Source organism: Streptococcus sp. SO2 (genome assembly GCF_030440025.1).
The window spans coordinates 1-17167 of record NZ_JAQFJH010000006.1; the positions used below are offsets into that span (position 1 = coordinate 1).

A 17167-nucleotide genomic window follows, 5' to 3' on the forward strand; every position below is an offset into this window, starting at 1 on the left:
ATATATATTCCTTGATTTGTGCATAAGTCGCTTTACTTTCAGCACTTGTCAAATCAAGCTCATCAAGCTTAATTTCAACATCTATATGTTTGTCGACATCAAGTTTGGACAATAACGCTACCGTCTCAACATGATGCGTCTGCGGAAATAGATCCACCGGTTGGACTTTCTTCAACTCATATCCCAACTCTTGGTAGAGTTTGATATCACGCGCCATGGTTGCGACATTGCAGGAGATGTAAGCAATGCGGTCTGCTCCTGTTTGAGCGCTTGCTTTGATAAAGCTTTCGGTCAAACCCTTGCGTGGTGGGTCAACCAAGATAACAGTTGGTTGAATACCTTCCTTGAGCCAATACTTCATAGCATTTTCAGCTGTGTCACAGACATAGTGGGCGTTTGAGATATTGTTTAGTCGGGCATTCTTTTTGCTATTCTCGACTGCTTCTGCAATCACTTCAACACCGTAGACTTCTTTAACATGCTTTGCAACGGATAATCCAATCGTTCCAATCCCTGAATAGGCATCGATAACCACATCATCTGCTTTTAATCCTGCAAAGTCAATAGCTGTTTGATAAAGTTTCTCTGCCATTTCAGTATTGACCTGGTAAAAGGCTGGGCCAGCGATTTGGAAGTCATTTCCCAACATCTGGTCCGTAATATAGTCTTGACCATAAAGAGTCTTCCACTCCTTACCAAAAATCGCATTGGTATTTCGGTCATTGATATTTTGCATGACAGACACAATCTCTGGAAACTGCTTGATTAGTTGGTCAATCAATTGTTCCACACGGAAAACTTTAGGACGAGTAGTTACCAAAATAACCATGATTTGTCCTGAATAATGGCCACGACGCACCACAAGGTTCCGAATCAAGCCAGACTGTTCCTTTTCGTCATAAGGTTTTAAATCAAAACGACGAAGCAAATCGCGTAGAACTACTACGACTTGGTCAATAATAGGATCCTGGATAAAGAAATCTTCAAGAGGCATGAGGTCGTGCGAATTCTTACGGAAAAAACCAGTTTCCAAGACACCATTCACTCGACGAACAGGTACCTGAGCCTTGTTACGATACTTGACAGGATTTTCCATACCAAGCGTTTCAGCAACATCTACATCTATAATACCAGCAATCTTGTAGAGACTGTCTTTGACTTGCTTGCTTTTAAACTTGAGCTGCTCGGGATAGGCAAGATGTCCCAAATCAGCGATACCTGAGCGTAGATAAGCTAGGTCAAGGTCTTGGTTACGATGAGGTGACTGAACGAGGTATTTTTCAACCTTCCCAAAGCCAATCTTTTTATTGACTTTAAGGACACGCATGAGGATTTTCTCAGTTGGTAGAGCATTTTCTACAAAGAAAACCAAACCTTCTACCTTGGCCACCCCAGAACCTTCATGGGTCAAATCAACAATTTCAACTTCTACAATATCATTTTTCTTTAACATATTTTTCACTTTCTATCGGCCGACAAAAAAGACGGCAACATTTCTGTTACCATCTATTATATCATGAAATGACCTAAGCACCAAAACTCTTGAAAAAGTTGACAATGGCTTGCCAAAGGGAGCTAAAGAAGTTGCCCCCGTCTTCTAGCGCTTTATTGGCATCAAAGTTGAGGTTGATATTTTTAAAGCTATCTCCAGCTTGGGAAACAATGCTTTCCTTGAGGTCTTTTAGGGTTTTAGTGAAATCAGCATTATTCAAGATGTCACTCTTCGAGAGGTTAAGTGCAAAATTGATGATGATGTTGACCTGGTTTCCTGTTATAACCTGATCAAGTTTGTAGTTTTTTAGCGTGTCTTCAACGATTTTGCGGACATCTTCTTCTGTCAGATTTCCTTTGGCTTCTTTTGCCTTTGCGATTCCTGCCTTGATATCTGCCAAAGCCACATTGAGTTTATTGGCATCGTAGCCTGACTTGTCCTTGTTTTCAGCATTGATATCAGATAAGGCTTTTAACTCTTCTTGAGCCAAGTCTTTATTGGCTTGTGGTACTTTAGCACCATTGGCCTCTAACGAGTAGTAAATCCCTGCTAGGGCACTCTCACCAGTAACGGGAATAGGAGCTGCAACTGTGATTTTTGCATGCTCAACTCCCAGGGTCACTGCTGCATTACGGTACATATCCTGCGTCACCTTGGTGATATTTTCAGGCGTTTCAATCTTGACCTCTAGAGGTGATTTGTCACCCAGCTTTTGAATTTTAGCCGACGAATAGAGTTGTAGGCTAGCATCATTAGCCACATTCATAATTTTCGAATAGATATCAGGTGTCATAGTTTTGATATCCTTGGTGTCTTTTGATGCGTCATAGCCAAGTTTGCTAAGGGTTTTGTTTTTCTGGTCTTCAGATAGAGAAGAACCTAGGACATATTCGGGTTGTACATAGGTTTCATCGATTACTTTTTGAACATCAGTTGCTGCGTGGACGCTTGTCATAGCTGTTACAGCCCACAAAACTGCAGCACTTGTTAGAAAGAATTTTTTTCTCATGGGATATTCCCTCCTTTACCTTTCTAGGGTAATAAATCAATCTTAAAGAAAGCTTATAGTGAAAAACACCTGGTAAAACCAGATGCTTAAAAGAAATTAAAGAATTTCATGATGTAAAAGTTAAAGCGTACCTGTCTCGAATAGTAATAATTTCCACCATTTTCATAGAGTTCTGCACCATGAAAGATAGAAATTGGGTTGATGTAGGTGTAGGTCTTCCCAGTGGTATTTCCAAGGATAGGAGCGACCGTTTCTCGGGAATAACGCTTGGCTAATGCTAGTGTATTTTCCTTGCCATTCTGAGCGATAAAGTCTATATAGGCAGGTCCAAAATTATAGGCTTGAACGGCTGTCCATACATCCACTCCTTTGTTTTGTGCAAGATAAAGGTTATCTGTTAGAGTTTGAATTCCTTGTCGAATACTTGCGGCATCATCATCAATGGTATTGGTAGTACCACTAGCAGATTCACTAGACTGCATGACATCCCGCTCTTTACCCTTCGTTTCGGTATAAATCATGGCGAGCACCAACTCTTCATTTGCTGGAGTATCTCTTTCGCTGAGTATTTCTCGCACCATGGGTTGGTAGGTCATGACTTGTTTAACATCCTGATGGATATGATAAGCTTTGTATCCTGCGAAAAGGAAGACTGCTAGCACAAGCACTCTTCTTATAAATTTAAACATTATTTACTTTGAATATCCTCGATATTTTTGATTAAGATAGAATAGGTTCCATTGTCATTTTGGATAAACTCGACCGATTCTGCGTCTTGGTAAACATTATTTGGAACGATGAGTTCAATTCCATTTGACAAGGAAAGTTTTTGATTTTCAAATTTCTTGAGCTGACGACTGGCATCAATTTCATCAAACTGGACTGGTTCTGGTACAGCTTCCTTGACTTGGTCGATAAAGCTCAAGCGAGCTGTCAGATTGTTGTCAAAAAGGTCATTAGCCAATTTCTCAGGAGACAGTTCGTTGCTTTCTTCCAGATTGTTGAAAATCGCTGATTTGACCTTGGATTGGAATTGAAAATCATCTGTGTTAAAGGACTCTGCAATTCTCTGAGCCGTTTTTTCCAATTCCTTGATGGATTTCTTTGGTGAAATCTTGGGAGCAACAGCTAGGAGATTTTCTGAAAAATAATTCAAGAAAGTCCCATTATACTTGATGCGTTTTTCGATGAGATGGTACTTGCGACTTTGAAGATTGACCACCAAAGCCTCATCAGCCCCTGTTCCAAATCCAGGAAGGTTATTCTGAGTTAGCTTGATTGGATTATCAACTTCTCCACCAAGGTGGGTCAAGGTCTCACGTAGAGCAATTCGTAAGAAAGCGAAATGTTCAACGCCTTCTTTAGAAAACTGAACAAAAACCAAGTCATTGGTCTTGAGATTTTCAGAAATGCTGAACTCCTCTTTCCAGAGATTAGCCAGTGTTACTGATGTCTCCAACAAATCATCTGTGATGTGATTGAAGAAGGGATTTTCTTCTTCGAAAATCCCAGTCTTTGCTTCATCTGAATACACGCGTTCGATTTTTTTGCGTAGGTATTCCTCGATTTTTGGAGTGATATTGAGAAACTTATCCGCTAAGAACAACTCAGTATCGTCTGGGCTGAACTGATGGATAATAGCTTTCTTAATATAAATGTCCATAAAAGTATTAGTCCTCGTATAGTGGGAAGGAATCTGTCAACGCTTTGACTTCACTTCTCACTTCTTCTAAGACAGCTTCATTTTCTGCATTCTTAAGGGTTTTAATGATGAGTTCAGCAACTTTACGGCTTTCTTCTTCACCAAATCCACGTGCAGTGATGGCTGCAGATCCGATACGAATCCCACTTGTCTTAAATGGTGACAAGGTTTCGTATGGAATTGAGTTTTTATTTAGGGTAATATTAACTTCATCCAGCAAGTTTTGAGCAACTTTTCCGTTTTCTACAACCTTAGTCACATCAACAAGGAAGAGGTGATTTTCAGTACCACCAGAAATGATACGGAAATCAGGGTCTTGCAAGAAAACTTCAACCATAGCCTTGCTGTTTTTGATGACATTAGCAGCATATTCCTTGAAGGCTGGGTCCAAAACTTCTTTGAAGGAAACAGCCTTAGCAGCGACAACATGCTCCAAAGGACCACCCTGAATACCAGGGAAAATAGCTGAGTTGATTTTCTTAGCTAGGTCTTCATCATTTGTCAAAATCAAACCACCACGTGGTCCACGAAGAGTTTTGTGGGTCGTTGTTGTAGTGATATGAGCGTATGGCACTGGACTTGGGTGAAGACCAGCTGCAACCAAGCCAGCGATATGCGCCATATCGACCATAAGCTTAGCCCCAACAGCATCAGCAATTTCACGGAATTTTGAGAAGTCGATAATTTGAGAATAGGCTGAAGCACCTGCTACGATTAGTTTTGGCTTCACTTCTTGAGCTTGTTTCAAGATGGCATCAAAGTCCAAGAGTTCTGTTTCAGGATCCACGCTATATGACGCAAAGTTGTATGTTTGACCTGAGAAACTGACAGGAGCTCCGTGAGTCAAGTGTCCACCCGCTGCCAAATCCATCCCCATAACGGTATCACCTGGCTCAATCAAGGCCATGTAGGCCGCACAGTTGGCTTGGCTTCCTGAGTGAGGTTGAACATTGGCGAATTTAGCACCGAAAATTTCTTTTGCACGTTCAATAGCTAGAGTTTCTACCACGTCTACCACATCAGTTCCACCATAATAACGACGTCCTGGGTAACCCTCGGCATATTTGTTTGTCAAGATAGACCCTTGAGCTGCCATAACAGCCTTGGAAACCACGTTTTCCGAAGCAATCAACTCGATGTTGTTTTGTTGGCGTTCTTCTTCTTTGGCAATAGCATTCCAGAGATCAGCATCGTATGCTTTAAAATCGTCTTTGTCAAAAATCATAGGTCTTCTCCTTTATAGTGTGACTGGTCCTTTAGTTTGTTTTTACAATTAGAAAATAAACTAAAAGATGCGAATAAACCGTTTCTGCACTTTATCACAAGTATAACCAACTTTTTCATAAAATGCATGAGCTCCCAGACGATGATCAGCAGAGTTTAAGCGGATAAACCCATAACCCCGTCTTTTTGCTTCTTGATCCAACCCTTGCAGTAAGCTTTTACCGATACCTTGCCCTTGTGCTTGAGGTGAAACCGCTAAGCCTAAGATATTAAATCCTGCTTTGGAATAGAGGGATTCATAAACTTCAGCATGGACATATCCAAGTAGGACACGGCTGACTTCATCCTCATAGCCAAGTAGGAAATGATGAGAATCCTGAGACAGTCTAGCTAGTTGACTAGCTGTGTCCTCTGGACTAAAAGAATAGCCCAAAGCCTCTTGGTTAATCTCACATATAGCATTCACATCTGTTTCTTGCAAATCTCTTAGCATCTCATTCCTCCTCAAAAGAAATCTCTGGCAACTGTGCAAGAATATCTTCTCGCTTAATCGCCCCTTGGCGTAAGATTTTCACCTCGTCTCCAGACAAATCCAAAATCGTCGAATCCTGTCCAGTTAGAAAAGCGTCGTCCTCTAGCCCCAAAACCTCTTGGTCAAAATCCTCTAGAATTTGAGCAAAGGTCACTCCACTCGCCTGACCTGAAATATTGGCAGACGGCCCAATCAAAGGACCTGTCTCTCGAATCAAATCAAGTGTAATGGGGTGACTCGGCATCCGAAATCCCACCGTTGAAAGACCAGAGTTGACCCAATAGGGAACTCGGTCATTGGCTTCAAGGATAATGGTCAAGGGACCCGGTAAAAAATTATCTACAAGTTTTTGTAGATAAGTTGGCTGATTCTTTGAAAAGTGCAAGATGTCCTCTAGAGAAGCGACATTAAGATTGAGTGCCTTTTCTCTAGGACGACGTTTTAGTTGGTAAACATGGTCGACAGCTTTTTCATCTAAGGCCTTAGCAAAGAGACCATAAACTGTCTCGGTAGGTAAAACGACTGCCCCGCCCTTTTCCAACTCTTGTCTAATCCTGTCCATCATCAACTACAACCATCCTATCTTGACCAAATTGGTCCTTGAGTGTTCGCACCCGTTTTTCAGGAAGATGTTTCCTAAAAAGCGCAGGAACACTTTGACCTTGCTTGTATCCAATTTCAAGGTAAATCTTACCACCATCTGCGAGATAGTCTTTTGCATCTTCCGCAATTCTGCGATAAATAGCTAGGCCATCCTCATCTGCAAAGAGAGCTAGATGAGGTTCTGAATGCAAAACATTCAAACCAACCTCTGACTCATCTTCACGAGAGATATAGGGTGGATTGGATACAATTATATCATATTTTTCAGAAATTTCTGCAAAACAATCAGATTTTTTAAAAAATATATTAAGATTTTGATTGCTAGCATTCTCTGATGCAAGCTCTAAGGCATCTTGGGAAATATCTGCTGCTGTCACTGACCAATCTGGTCTGTTTTTAGCTAATCCAAGAGCTATGGCGCCACTTCCAGTCCCGATATCTAGGACCTTAAGATTTTCCTCAGGATTTTCTGTGAGGATGAGTTCCACCAACTCTTCTGTTTCTGGACGAGGAATCAAAACCCGCTCATCCACTTTTAACTGCATTCCAAAGAAATCTGCGTGACCAATGATATACTGAGCTGGTTTGTGAGCCGCTAACTGCTGGTAAATTTCTTCTACAAATTGTTTTTCATCCTCTGTTACCTCTTGCTGGAGGGCAAAAACAAAGTCTGTAAAAGAGAGTTTTTTAAGGCTACGATAGACAAAAGAGAGGCTTTCTGCTTCCTCTCCTTGTCTTATCAACTCTTCTTCAAAATCTGAAAATAATTGAGCTAATTTCATTATTTGTTTAATTCTTCTAATTTTTGTGTTTGGTCATAAAGAACCAAGGCATCCACAACTTCATCCAATTTTCCAGACAAAATGGTATCTAATTTCTGGAGAGTCAAGCCGATACGGTGGTCTGTAACACGGTTTTGTGGGAAGTTGTAAGTACGGATCCGTTCTGAACGGTCACCAGTACCAATAGTAGACTTACGTTCAGCGTCTTGTTCATCTTGGGCAATCTGAGCAAAATGGTCAGCCACACGCGCACGAATAATCTTCATAGCCTTCTCACGGTTTTTCTGCTGGGTACGTTCTTCCTGCATCTCAACCTTGATATTGGTCGGCAAGTGAACAATACGAACGGCAGTCGCAACCTTGTTGACGTTCTGACCACCAGCACCAGATGCGTGGTAGATGTCAACACGAAGGTCTTTTGGATCAATATCGTACTCTACTTCTTCCACTTCAGGCATGATTAGAACTGTCGCTGTTGAGGTGTGGACACGGCCTTGGCTCTCTGTCACAGGGACACGTTGCACACGATGTGCACCAGACTCATACTTAAGCTTAGAGTAAACGGACTGACCGGAAACCATGGCTACGACTTCTTTGAAACCACCTACGCCGTTCATTGAGGCTTCCATAACTTCAAAGCGCCAGCCTTGGGCTTCCGCATACTTTTGGTACATAGTTAGAAGGTCTCCAGCGAAAAGTGCCGCTTCGTCTCCACCAGCTGCTCCACGGATTTCAAGGATGATGTTCTTGTCATCGTTTGGATCCTTTGGAAGAAGCAAGATTTTCAGTTTTTCTTCGTATTCTTCTTTTTCAGCCTTGGCATCCTTGAGCTCTTGCTTGGCCATTTCTTCCAAGTCCGCATCTCCGCCTGATTCTTTAATCATCTCTTCGGCATCAACGATGTTTTGAAGAACTTGTTTGTACTCACGGTAAGCTGTTACCGTATCACGAGTTGAAGCCTCTTCTTTTGAAAGCTCCATGAAACGTTTGGTGTCTGAAACGACATCAGGGTCACTCAGCAATTCTCCTAATTCTTCATATCGGTCTTCTACAGCTTGTAGTTGATCATAGATGTTCATTTTTCTTCATTCTCCTTATTGATTTCAGGGGCAAAATAATGTTTTCGGCAGACTGAGGTATAGGTTTCATTGCCACCGATTTGAATTTGTTCGCCATCATAGACTGGCACGCCATCTTGAGTTCGCAACACCATAGTCGCCTTTTTCTTACAATACTGACAGATGGTCTTTATTTCATCGATTTTATCAGCTAAAAGCAAGAGATATTTGGAACCTTCGAACAATTCATTGCGAAAGTCATTCTTCAAACCAAAAGCCATGACAGGTATGTCTAGCTCGTCCACAACACGAGCTAGGTCGTAAACATGGTGACGCTTGAGAAACTGGGCCTCATCGACCAACACACAGTATGGTTTCTCAGGTAAGTCTCGGATATAGCCGAAGATATCTGTCGTTTCCTCAATCGCAATTGCTGGGCGTTTCATGCCGATTCGACTCGACACATAGCCAACACCGTCACGCGTATCCAGAGCCGAAGTCATAATCACAACTCCCTTTCCTTGCTCCTCATAGTTATAGGCCACCTTGAGAATCTCAATCGTTTTACCTGAGTTCATAGTCCCATAACGATAATACAACTGTGCCATGCTTCTATTTCACGTCCATTTCTAAATTTTTGCTACATTCTAGTATATCATAATTTCCTGAAGCTTTAAACGGCAAAATGTGGTAAAATAGAAGAAATCACAAACTAGTGGAGGAAGCTATTATGCCATTTGTACGCATCGATTTATTTGAAGGTCGCACGCTCGAGCAAAAGAAAGCTCTTGCTAAGGAAGTAACGGAAGCTGTTGTCCGTAACACTGGAGCACCTCAATCAGCCGTTCATGTCATCATCAACGACATGCCAGAAGGAACCTACTTCCCTCAAGGTGAAATGCGCACCAAATAAACCAGCTTAAGCAGAATTGCTTAGGCTTTTTCAATATCCAAGTAGCATCCATTGAAGAAATAGTCTAATTTTGTTACAATTTGAAGAGATGCTTGGATACCTATCCTAAGAAAAGAAATACAAAAGGAATTAGTATGATTACACGTGAATTTGATACCATCGCTGCTATCTCTACTCCACTAGGTGAAGGAGCAATTGGTATTGTCCGCCTGAGCGGAACAGATAGCTTTGCCATTGCGCAAAAGATTTTTAAAGGAAAAGACTTGAGCAAGGTTGCAAGCCATACCCTCAACTACGGTCACATCGTTGACCCTCAAACTGGTAAGGTCATGGATGAGGTTATGGTTGGAGCTATGAAGTCTCCAAAGACCTTCACTCGTGAGGATATTATCGAGATTAACACCCACGGCGGGATTGCGGTAACCAATGAAATTCTCCAACTAGCTATCCGTGAAGGAGCTCGATTGGCTGAACCGGGTGAATTTACCAAGCGTGCCTTTCTAAACGGTCGTGTGGACTTAACACAGGCTGAGGCAGTGATGGACATCATCCGTGCCAAGACAGACAAGGCTATGAATATCGCAGTCAACCAATTGGACGGTTCTCTTTCTAATCTTATCAATAATACTCGCCAAGAAATCCTCAATACGCTTGCCCAAGTAGAGGTCAATATCGACTATCCTGAGTATGATGATGTTGAGGAAGCTACTACCGCTGTTGTCCGTGAGAAGACTATGGAGTTTGAGCAATTGCTAACCAATCTCCTTAGAACAGCTCGTCGTGGTAAAATCCTTCGTGAGGGAATTTCAACTGCTATCATCGGTCGTCCCAATGTTGGGAAATCCAGTCTTCTCAATAATCTCCTTCGTGAAGACAAGGCTATTGTAACAGATATCGCTGGTACGACACGAGATGTTATCGAAGAATACGTCAACATTAACGGGGTTCCTCTCAAATTGATTGATACAGCCGGTATCCGGGAAACAGATGATATCGTGGAACAAATCGGTGTCGAACGTTCTAGAAAAGCCCTCAAGGAAGCTGACTTGGTACTACTAGTACTAAATGCCAGTGAACCACTGACCGCCCAAGATCGCCAACTCTTAGAAATCAGCCAAGATACCAACCGCATTATTCTACTTAATAAAACGGATCTTCCTGAAGCGATTGAAACTTCGGAACTACCTGAAGATGTCATCCGTATTTCAGTTCTTAAAAACCAAAACATTGATAAGATCGAAGAGCGTATTAACGATCTCTTCTTTGAAAATGCTGGTTTGGTCGAGCAAGATGCTACTTACTTGTCAAATGCCCGTCATATTTCCTTGATTGAAAAGGCCGTTGAAAGTCTACAAGCTGTTAATGAAGGGCTGGAACTGGGGATGCCAGTTGATTTGCTTCAAGTTGACTTGACCCGTACTTGGGAAATTCTCGGAGAAATCACAGGTGATGCAGCTCCTGATGAACTCATTACCCAACTCTTTAGCCAATTCTGTTTAGGAAAATAAGAAAAATCCATGATCCTTCTTGCGGTCATGGATTTTATTGTCTTTATTAGTAATCTGGTCTAAGGACACCTGTTACAGTTGCCTTAGTTGCTTCGTAGTCGCCATCTACGACAACTTTGATAATGCGTTTAGCATCTTCTTCTGGTGCTGGAACTAGAGGTAATCGAGTTGGTCCAGCTTCGAATCCCATATAGTTAAGGACCGCCTTAACTGGAGCAGGACTTGGATAAGAGAAGAGGGCATTGACTTTAGGAATGAATTTACGCTGAATAGCTGCAGCTTTCTTCATATCGCTTTCTGCAATGGCAGTAAACATCTCGTGCATCTCATCTCCATTTGTATGGGAGGCAACAGAAATAACCCCATCCGCACCAAGGTTCATGGCATGGAAGGCATCTCCATCTTCACCTGTATAAATCAAGAACTCTTCTGGCTTGTGCTCAATCAAGTAAGCCATATTAGCCAAGCTGGTACATTCTTTAACACCGATGATATTTGGGTGGTCAGCCAAGCGAAGCATGGTTTCTGGAGTTAATTCAACAACTACACGCCCTGGAATGTTATAAATGATAATAGGTAAATCTGATGCATCTGCAATAGCTTTAAAGTGCTGATACATGCCTTCTTGAGAAGGTTTGTTGTAGTATGGTACGATCGCAAGTCCAGCAGCGAAGCCACCAAAGTCTGCTACTTCTTTGACAAACTCGATCGAGTCACGCGTATCATTGGTACCTACACCCGCAATCAAAGGAACACGTCCATTAACAATCTTTTGTACAGCCGCAAAGAGTTCCAACTCCTCATCGTGGGTCAAGGTCGGACTCTCAGCAGTCGTTCCAGCTAGAAGAATGCCGTCTGTGTGATGGGCCAATAAATGCTCAATCAAGGCTGGAATGGCATCAAAGTTGATGGAGCCATCCTCATGGAAAGGGGTAATAAAGGCCGTGATGATTTTACACTCTTTTAAATCTTGATAAGACATGAGAAACACCTCTCTATTTCAAAGAAGGAGTTCATCTGAACTCCTAAACGATATGACTATTTTAATTCAAATTTCAACTCAGCTGTTGGACGAACCAATCCACGTTCATGAAGCGTTTCTGCAATCTGAACTGAGTTCCAGGCAGCACCTTTGAGAAGGTTATCTGAAACAACCCACATGTGGATTCCTTTTTCAGCATCCAAGTCTTTACGGATGCGACCTACGAAGGTATCACGCGAGCCAACAGCGTTGATAGCTTGCGGATAGATTTGATGTGCTACGTCATCCTCAAGAACAGCACCTGGGAAGGCTGCGATAGCTGCTTTCACTTCTTCGATTGGAGCCACTTCTTTTGTTTCAATATAAACTGACTCAGAGTGAGCTGACAAAACTGGAATACGAACACAGGTTGCAGACACTGCGATGCTATCGTCTTCCATAATTTTCTTCGTTTCCTTAGTCATCTTCATCTCTTCGTAAGTGTAATCATTGTCAGTGAAGACATCAATTTGTGGAAGAGCGTTAAAGGCAATAGGATAGTGTTTCTTGTCACCACCTGAAGGTAAGATTTCCGCATGCAAATCACGTGGATTCACACCGTCATTCAAGACTTCACGAAGTTCACGTTGTGTTTCAAGGATCGCTCCCATACCAGCACCAGAGACTGCTTGGTATGTTGAAACGATGATACGGTCCAAGCCCCATTTTTGACGAACAGGCTCAAGAGCCACCATCATTTGGATTGTTGAACAGTTAGGGCAAGCAATAATCCCGTTGTGGGCATCAAGTGCGTGAGCATTGACTTCCGGCACAACCAATGGTACATCTGGATTTTGACGGAAATAAGATGTGTTATCTACTACTACCGCTCCAGCTTGAACTGCGTATGGTGCATACTTAGCTGATGTCGAACCACCTGCTGAGAAGAGTGCAATATCAACACCCTCAAAAGCGGTCTCAGTCGTTTCTTCAATCGTAATATCTTGGTCTTTAAATTTCAAAGTCTTGCCTGCTGAACGTGCAGAAGCAAGGTAACGAATTTTATCGATTGGAAGTGTTGATTCTTCCAACATTTTTATCATCTGAGCTCCGACAGCACCTGTCGCGCCGACTACAGCAACTGTATATCCCATAAATAACCTCTTTCGGAATTTTCTAAAAATTTCTATAATAGATGTATTATACTACTTTTTCCAGAAATTGAAAAGCATTTTTGGGTTATATTTTCTGAAAATTAAAAATCCCTAGTCATTGACCAGGGACTAAGAGGCATCTTCATGTGATGAGCAGGTTCACACAACTCATCAAGGTCCGCTCCTGCGTTATGACCTCCTTATGCTCAATAGCAGTCCGAAGACTGCCTATCGACTCATCGCATCTACTATTCTACTAGATAGAGTCACTTTTGTCAACAGCCAAAACTCTTTGCTTCATTTATACAGGTGCATAAGAAATATCTTTGAAAAATTTGGGGCAGACATAACAAAAACCCTTGTAAATAAGGGTTTTTCTATCTATTTAATGCTAATTGCCGGGATTGAACCGGCGACCTCATCCTTACCATGGATGCGCTCTGCCAACTGAGCTAAATCAGCTTACCTAAAAAGTATACTATAGTTCTATGTTCTTGTCAAGCGCTCTCTTTTAATTTTATGGAATGAAAAAAGCTAGATTTAGCAAGAATCTAGCTTATAAACTTCTTATTTTGTTAGATCGATTCGCTGTCCCAATTTACCAATCAAAATCGCTCCCACTATAAGTGATGCAAACTCACCAATTCCAGTAGAGAACCATGTGAAGAAGAAGGGAGCTTCTGTCAAGATATGGAGTTCAGCTGCAATGGTAATCATTGAAATGGAGAAGAGGATTGAAAAGAAGAAATGATCTTTTCGAATCAATCCGTTAAAGAGGTAATCTTTGCTGTATTTTGCAAAGAGCAATACCCCTAGACTAAGGAAAACTAGGGTAGAACCTCCACCGACAAAGACATCTATTAGGCCAAAACTACTAAATAAATTAGCAATCATACATCCAATTGTCACACCGATGATATATTTAGGGTTGTAAAAGGCCAAGAAATTCAACATTTCTGAAATACGGAACTGATACGCCCCAAAACTAAGAACATTGATTGGTGGCGTAATAGTCAAAACTACATAGATCGCAGCAACGATAGCGATGTCTGCCATGTCACGAACAGTTAATTTTTTCATGTTTTCTCCTTTAGCGGTTTCCCGCGTAAAATATGCTTGGTGAAAGAAGCTAAGCACCAAGGGTTGAGGTTATCAACCTTACCAGTATAGCACAATATATGACTTTATGCTATACTAAAATCATGAAAAATCAAATAAAAGCTTTCTTTGATAATGAAATCCTTGCCTATCTTTTTTTTGGTGGCGCTACTACTCTGGTTTCTATTGTATCACGTTTGGTTATTTACCATATCAGCCACCAGGAAATCCTCGCAACTGCCCTCGCAAATATTATCGGGATTCTCTTTGCCTTTCTCACAAATGATACAATCGTCTTTAAACAAGAGAGAAGGAATTGGCCAACCCGCCTGGCTAAGTTTTTCTTAGCTCGTCTTTCTACTCTTGGTCTTGACGTTCTTTTAACTTATATCTTTGTTACAACTTTCCCTGATATTATTGGCCAGTTTGTCGAATTTAATATAGATAGGGTTAATACGATTGAAACTATTCTAGCACAAATCTTGATCATCATTTTAAACTATATTTTCAGTAAAATCTATATTTTTAAAGGGAACAACTGACCACTTTGAGCGTTCAAGTTGCTTTTTGTCACAATTTAGGATATAATAAATTAGAAAATTAGGAAAGGAATTTATGAAAATGTTAAAGGATCTTAAAGAATTTTTGCTTCGTGGTAATGTCGTTGACCTTGCTGTCGGTGTGATCATTGCCTCTGCATTTGGTGCTATCGTTACTTCATTTGTTAACGATATCATCACTCCACTTCTATTGAACCCAGCTTTGGAAGCTGCGAAAGTACAAAACATCGCTGAGCTTGCATGGAATGGTGTTACATATGGTAAATTCTTGAGTGCTATTATCAACTTTCTCGTTGTAGGTACTGTGCTTTTCTTCGTTATTAAAGCTATGGAAAAAGCGCAAAACCTTCGTAAGAAAGAGGAAGTGGTTGAGGAAGCACCTGCTGCTCCAACTGAACTTGAAGTTCTTCAAGAAATCAAAGCTCTTCTTGAGAAAAAATAAAACAGATAAAGGATTTAGCTTAAAGCTAAATCCTTTTTTCTTTACTCTTTTGGTAACTTCCCAGCCTTTTCGAGCATTTTCTTAATCAAGTAAGGCATCTTCACATTTTCACGGCCTTTTTTCTCAATGAGTTTTTTGACAAATTCTGGCATCTGAAGGTCGTCTGTCTCCTCCATGATGTCCTTTGTAGTTGCCGAAGGCGCTAACTCATCGAAGGTTTCTTCTTCTGGGAGAAAAGCTTTAAATTCTTTGTCTTCATTGGCTCGTACAGTAGCAACTAAAGCGTCAATTAAACGGCTATCCGTATTGGGCATAGGTGGACGATGGTAGGTGACACCTAATTCTTGACACAACTCATAACATTCCACATCATTATCAAAAAGGACTTCGATATGTTCACTGATAAAGCTAATCGGGACAAAAATATAATGCTCTGGATGTTGCTTTTGTTCTCGTAAATATTCTAAGACATCTGGCTTGATCCAAGGGATTCCAATATCGCTTTCGCTCTGCCAAGTATTGGTATACTGGTCGGCTGTTAGGCCGAGTTGTTCAGCAATGAGCTTGCTATTATCGAAAATCTGATCTATATAAGGATCTCCATAATCCAAGGCAAAAATGGGAACACTGTGAGCTGAAAAGATTACCTTGAAAGATTCTTCTCCCACATGGTTTCGTAAAATTTTTTCAATCTCATCTGTCCAGAAGTCCAGCAAAGGCTGTTGTTGATACCAGTCCTTAATCACTAAAAATCGGATCTGCTGGCTTTCCAAAAACTTTTCATACCCCATGACTGAGTAAAAGGAATAATGAGGTTCCAAAATCAAACAAATACATTCTTCAATACCATCAGACTCCATCTGCTTGATCACATCAGGGATAAAGGGCCGAGAAAACTTATTGGCAAAGTAGATACCGTACTCCTCGCCTAAACGTTCCTTGACTAAATCAACCTCCTCACGTGTAATCCGCTGCAAGGGCGTCCCACCGATAAGGACATAGTTGTCATAGAGAGTCTGAATCTCGTGGTCTTGGGGTCTAACACCACGACGAATATTTGTAAAAAATTCTGCTACTCCTTCAAAACTAATCTCCTCTGGAGATCCAAAGGTCATCATTAATATAGCTTTTTTCATGTTATCATCCTTATGATATTATTTTCACTATCTATTCTATCATGAAAGAAAAAAATAGTAAACGCTTCCGACGTCTACTATTTCTTTTGTTCTTTTGTTTTTCTATCTCGTCTTATGATTAGGATGATAACGACAAGGAGTAAAATGACGATAATCAGGAGAAGAAAGGCAAGGATATAAATCCAATGCGTTGGTATACCTTGGTCAAAATAGCGTGTTCCTACTGCTTCCCCACTTTTATACTGGGAGGCTTTTACTGGTGCATCCGTTATTTTAGCTAAGAGGATATGTCTTCCGTTGGTAATATTAAGGAAACAGGTGCTTAATAAAACAATCTTGTCTGTTGAAGTCAAAGAAACATCTCGCTTGTACTTGGCTTTACTTAGCAGATATTGATAGTAAGCCTGGTGTTCCTCATCGTTGGAACTCAAAGTTCGGTAAATCTCCGTGTCATAGGCATCCACTTCTAAAATCCCAAATATCTCAAGACCACGTTCACGACCATTGTAGTAGATAGAACCATAGCGATGCTTTTCAAAAAAATCTTGATCCGCAAATTTTTGAATCTCCCCAAACATAGCACCAGAAGCCATGGAGTGACCATAAATGATGGTGTTAAAGTCCGTAAAATTTGGGTTAAAACGATAGTCTAGGAATATAGAACCTGACACAGTATAATCGCCAAAAGCATTGCGGTCAAGGTATTTGACATTGTCCTGACTCTGCAAGAGGGGATAGTCTACCTTGGTCCCATCAAGGCTAATCCAACCACAAACATCCTTGTTGAGGTGCTGCAAGGTTTCAAAGCCCGTACTGCTGGCATCCTTTTCAATGGGATTATAATGATCGTAGTCGCTCGCAAGAGCTCTATCAGCTGTAAAAAGACAGAAAAAAACTAGAAAGAGGGATAGAATGACCATTATGGTCTTGTGACTCGTACTTGTTTTCATATTTCCTTCTTTCTCCTTTCTAGCCTTGAAAATAAAAGAGCAA

19 protein-coding genes, 1 tRNA gene and 1 riboswitch are annotated in these 17167 nt (G+C 41.1%); of the genes, 4 read left to right on the top strand and 16 right to left on the bottom strand.

Annotation, left to right across the window (positions count from 1 at the left end):
• The 10 genes from rlmD to PCY17_RS06930 all read right to left on the bottom strand — a co-directional run.
• Positions 1–1453 (bottom strand): 23S rRNA (uracil(1939)-C(5))-methyltransferase RlmD (gene rlmD / locus PCY17_RS06885; protein WP_301392265.1); only part of this gene is annotated, 1453 nt, incomplete at its 3' end.
• A gap of 73 nt (positions 1454–1526) precedes the next feature.
• The gene (locus PCY17_RS06890; protein WP_125391059.1) at positions 1527–2501 is read right to left on the bottom strand and encodes a DUF1002 domain-containing protein; all 975 of its coding nucleotides are present in this window, start codon (positions 2499–2501) and stop codon (positions 1527–1529) included.
• 86 nt (positions 2502–2587) lie between these two features.
• Positions 2588–3190 (bottom strand): lysozyme family protein, encoded by a 603-nt coding sequence (locus PCY17_RS06895; protein ID WP_071850971.1) that lies wholly within the window; start codon positions 3188–3190, stop codon positions 2588–2590.
• Positions 3190–4164: a nucleoid-associated protein gene (locus PCY17_RS06900; RefSeq protein WP_000356115.1), complete on the bottom strand. Its 975-nt coding sequence runs from the start codon at positions 4162–4164 to the stop codon at positions 3190–3192. The genes PCY17_RS06895 and PCY17_RS06900 overlap by 1 nt, the downstream gene beginning before the upstream one ends.
• A 7-nt stretch (positions 4165–4171) precedes the next feature.
• Positions 4172–5428: a serine hydroxymethyltransferase gene (gene glyA, locus PCY17_RS06905; protein WP_301392266.1), complete on the bottom strand. Its 1257-nt coding sequence runs from the start codon at positions 5426–5428 to the stop codon at positions 4172–4174.
• Positions 5429–5488: 60 nt separating this feature from the next.
• A complete protein-coding gene (locus PCY17_RS06910; protein ID WP_301392267.1) occupies positions 5489–5920 on the bottom strand; it encodes a GNAT family N-acetyltransferase in 432 nt (143 codons plus the stop codon).
• 1 nt (position 5921) lies between these two features.
• Positions 5922–6524: an L-threonylcarbamoyladenylate synthase gene (locus tag PCY17_RS06915; RefSeq protein WP_301392268.1), complete on the bottom strand. Its 603-nt coding sequence runs from the start codon at positions 6522–6524 to the stop codon at positions 5922–5924.
• Positions 6508–7344, bottom strand: coding sequence for a peptide chain release factor N(5)-glutamine methyltransferase (gene prmC / locus PCY17_RS06920; RefSeq protein WP_301392269.1), 837 nt, complete (start codon positions 7342–7344; stop codon positions 6508–6510). Before prmC ends, PCY17_RS06915 begins: the two co-directional genes overlap by 17 nt.
• Positions 7344–8423 (bottom strand): peptide chain release factor 1, encoded by a 1080-nt coding sequence (prfA, locus tag PCY17_RS06925; RefSeq protein ID WP_049478744.1) that lies wholly within the window; start codon positions 8421–8423, stop codon positions 7344–7346. The genes prmC and prfA overlap by 1 nt, the downstream gene beginning before the upstream one ends.
• Positions 8420–9010, bottom strand: a complete 591-nt coding sequence (locus tag PCY17_RS06930) for a thymidine kinase (protein WP_049478743.1) — start codon at positions 9008–9010, stop codon at positions 8420–8422. The genes prfA and PCY17_RS06930 overlap by 4 nt, the downstream gene beginning before the upstream one ends.
• A 122-nt stretch (positions 9011–9132) precedes the next feature.
• Between PCY17_RS06930 and PCY17_RS06935 the strand changes: the two genes are divergently transcribed.
• A complete protein-coding gene (locus tag PCY17_RS06935) occupies positions 9133–9315 on the top strand; it encodes a 4-oxalocrotonate tautomerase (RefSeq protein WP_001117401.1) in 183 nt (60 codons plus the stop codon).
• 134 nt (positions 9316–9449) lie between these two features.
• On the top strand, positions 9450–10823 hold the full coding sequence (gene mnmE, locus PCY17_RS06940; RefSeq protein ID WP_049478742.1) for a tRNA uridine-5-carboxymethylaminomethyl(34) synthesis GTPase MnmE: 1374 nt from the start codon (positions 9450–9452) through the stop codon (positions 10821–10823).
• A 46-nt stretch (positions 10824–10869) separates the two neighbouring features.
• Here mnmE and dapA read toward each other — a convergent pair whose 3' ends face one another.
• From dapA to PCY17_RS06960, 4 genes are all read right to left on the bottom strand, one after another.
• Entirely contained in the window at positions 10870–11805 is a 936-nt protein-coding gene (gene dapA, locus PCY17_RS06945; RefSeq protein WP_000121600.1) for a 4-hydroxy-tetrahydrodipicolinate synthase, read from the bottom strand.
• Between the two features lie 56 nt (positions 11806–11861).
• The gene (locus PCY17_RS06950; protein ID WP_000542494.1) at positions 11862–12938 is read right to left on the bottom strand and encodes an aspartate-semialdehyde dehydrogenase; all 1077 of its coding nucleotides are present in this window, start codon (positions 12936–12938) and stop codon (positions 11862–11864) included.
• 389 nt (positions 12939–13327) lie between these two features.
• Positions 13328–13400, bottom strand: a tRNA-Thr gene (locus tag PCY17_RS06955).
• Positions 13401–13505: 105 nt separating this feature from the next.
• A complete protein-coding gene (locus tag PCY17_RS06960; protein ID WP_000737303.1) occupies positions 13506–14018 on the bottom strand; it encodes a QueT transporter family protein in 513 nt (170 codons plus the stop codon).
• Positions 14016–14112: riboswitch (PreQ1 riboswitch) on the bottom strand. Its footprint overlaps the gene before it by 3 nt.
• Before the next feature lie 28 nt (positions 14113–14140).
• Between PCY17_RS06960 and PCY17_RS06965 the strand changes: the two genes are divergently transcribed.
• Together PCY17_RS06965 and mscL are read left to right on the top strand one after the other, a co-directional pair.
• On the top strand, positions 14141–14578 hold the full coding sequence (locus PCY17_RS06965; protein WP_002874529.1) for a GtrA family protein: 438 nt from the start codon (positions 14141–14143) through the stop codon (positions 14576–14578).
• Positions 14579–14657: 79 nt separating this feature from the next.
• On the top strand, positions 14658–15038 hold the full coding sequence (mscL, locus tag PCY17_RS06970; RefSeq protein WP_000910206.1) for a large conductance mechanosensitive channel protein MscL: 381 nt from the start codon (positions 14658–14660) through the stop codon (positions 15036–15038).
• 41 nt (positions 15039–15079) lie between these two features.
• Here the strand turns inward: mscL and hemH are convergent, their stop codons facing one another.
• Together hemH and srtB are read right to left on the bottom strand one after the other, a co-directional pair.
• Entirely contained in the window at positions 15080–16174 is a 1095-nt protein-coding gene (gene hemH / locus PCY17_RS06975) for a ferrochelatase (protein WP_000709219.1), read from the bottom strand.
• 77 nt (positions 16175–16251) lie between these two features.
• Complete coding sequence (gene srtB / locus PCY17_RS06980) at positions 16252–17124, bottom strand: class B sortase (RefSeq protein WP_278276063.1); 873 nt, start codon at positions 17122–17124, stop codon at positions 16252–16254.
• Positions 17125–17167: the final 43 nt, after the last annotated feature.

What these genes read in the sequence shown, in the direction of transcription:
- PCY17_RS06890 (WP_125391059.1), bottom strand. Translation starts at nt 2,501, where the DNA reads ATGAGAAAAAAATTCTTTCTAACAAGTGCTGCAGTTTTGTGGGCTGTA.
- PCY17_RS06895 (WP_071850971.1), bottom strand. Translation starts at nt 3,190, where the DNA reads ATGTTTAAATTTATAAGAAGAGTGCTTGTGCTAGCAGTCTTCCTTTTC.
- PCY17_RS06900 (WP_000356115.1), bottom strand. Translation starts at nt 4,164, where the DNA reads ATGGACATTTATATTAAGAAAGCTATTATCCATCAGTTCAGCCCAGAC.
- glyA (WP_301392266.1), bottom strand. Translation starts at nt 5,428, where the DNA reads ATGATTTTTGACAAAGACGATTTTAAAGCATACGATGCTGATCTCTGG.
- PCY17_RS06910 (WP_301392267.1), bottom strand. Translation starts at nt 5,920, where the DNA reads ATGCTAAGAGATTTGCAAGAAACAGATGTGAATGCTATATGTGAGATT.
- PCY17_RS06915 (WP_301392268.1), bottom strand. Translation starts at nt 6,524, where the DNA reads ATGATGGACAGGATTAGACAAGAGTTGGAAAAGGGCGGGGCAGTCGTT.
- prmC (WP_301392269.1), bottom strand. Translation starts at nt 7,344, where the DNA reads ATGAAATTAGCTCAATTATTTTCAGATTTTGAAGAAGAGTTGATAAGA.
- prfA (WP_049478744.1), bottom strand. Translation starts at nt 8,423, where the DNA reads ATGAACATCTATGATCAACTACAAGCTGTAGAAGACCGATATGAAGAA.
- PCY17_RS06930 (WP_049478743.1), bottom strand. Translation starts at nt 9,010, where the DNA reads ATGGCACAGTTGTATTATCGTTATGGGACTATGAACTCAGGTAAAACG.
- PCY17_RS06935 (WP_001117401.1), top strand. Translation starts at nt 9,133, where the DNA reads ATGCCATTTGTACGCATCGATTTATTTGAAGGTCGCACGCTCGAGCAA.
- mnmE (WP_049478742.1), top strand. Translation starts at nt 9,450, where the DNA reads ATGATTACACGTGAATTTGATACCATCGCTGCTATCTCTACTCCACTA.
- dapA (WP_000121600.1), bottom strand. Translation starts at nt 11,805, where the DNA reads ATGTCTTATCAAGATTTAAAAGAGTGTAAAATCATCACGGCCTTTATT.
- PCY17_RS06950 (WP_000542494.1), bottom strand. Translation starts at nt 12,938, where the DNA reads ATGGGATATACAGTTGCTGTAGTCGGCGCGACAGGTGCTGTCGGAGCT.
- PCY17_RS06960 (WP_000737303.1), bottom strand. Translation starts at nt 14,018, where the DNA reads ATGAAAAAATTAACTGTTCGTGACATGGCAGACATCGCTATCGTTGCT.
- PCY17_RS06965 (WP_002874529.1), top strand. Translation starts at nt 14,141, where the DNA reads ATGAAAAATCAAATAAAAGCTTTCTTTGATAATGAAATCCTTGCCTAT.
- mscL (WP_000910206.1), top strand. Translation starts at nt 14,658, where the DNA reads ATGTTAAAGGATCTTAAAGAATTTTTGCTTCGTGGTAATGTCGTTGAC.
- hemH (WP_000709219.1), bottom strand. Translation starts at nt 16,174, where the DNA reads ATGAAAAAAGCTATATTAATGATGACCTTTGGATCTCCAGAGGAGATT.
- srtB (WP_278276063.1), bottom strand. Translation starts at nt 17,124, where the DNA reads ATGAAAACAAGTACGAGTCACAAGACCATAATGGTCATTCTATCCCTC.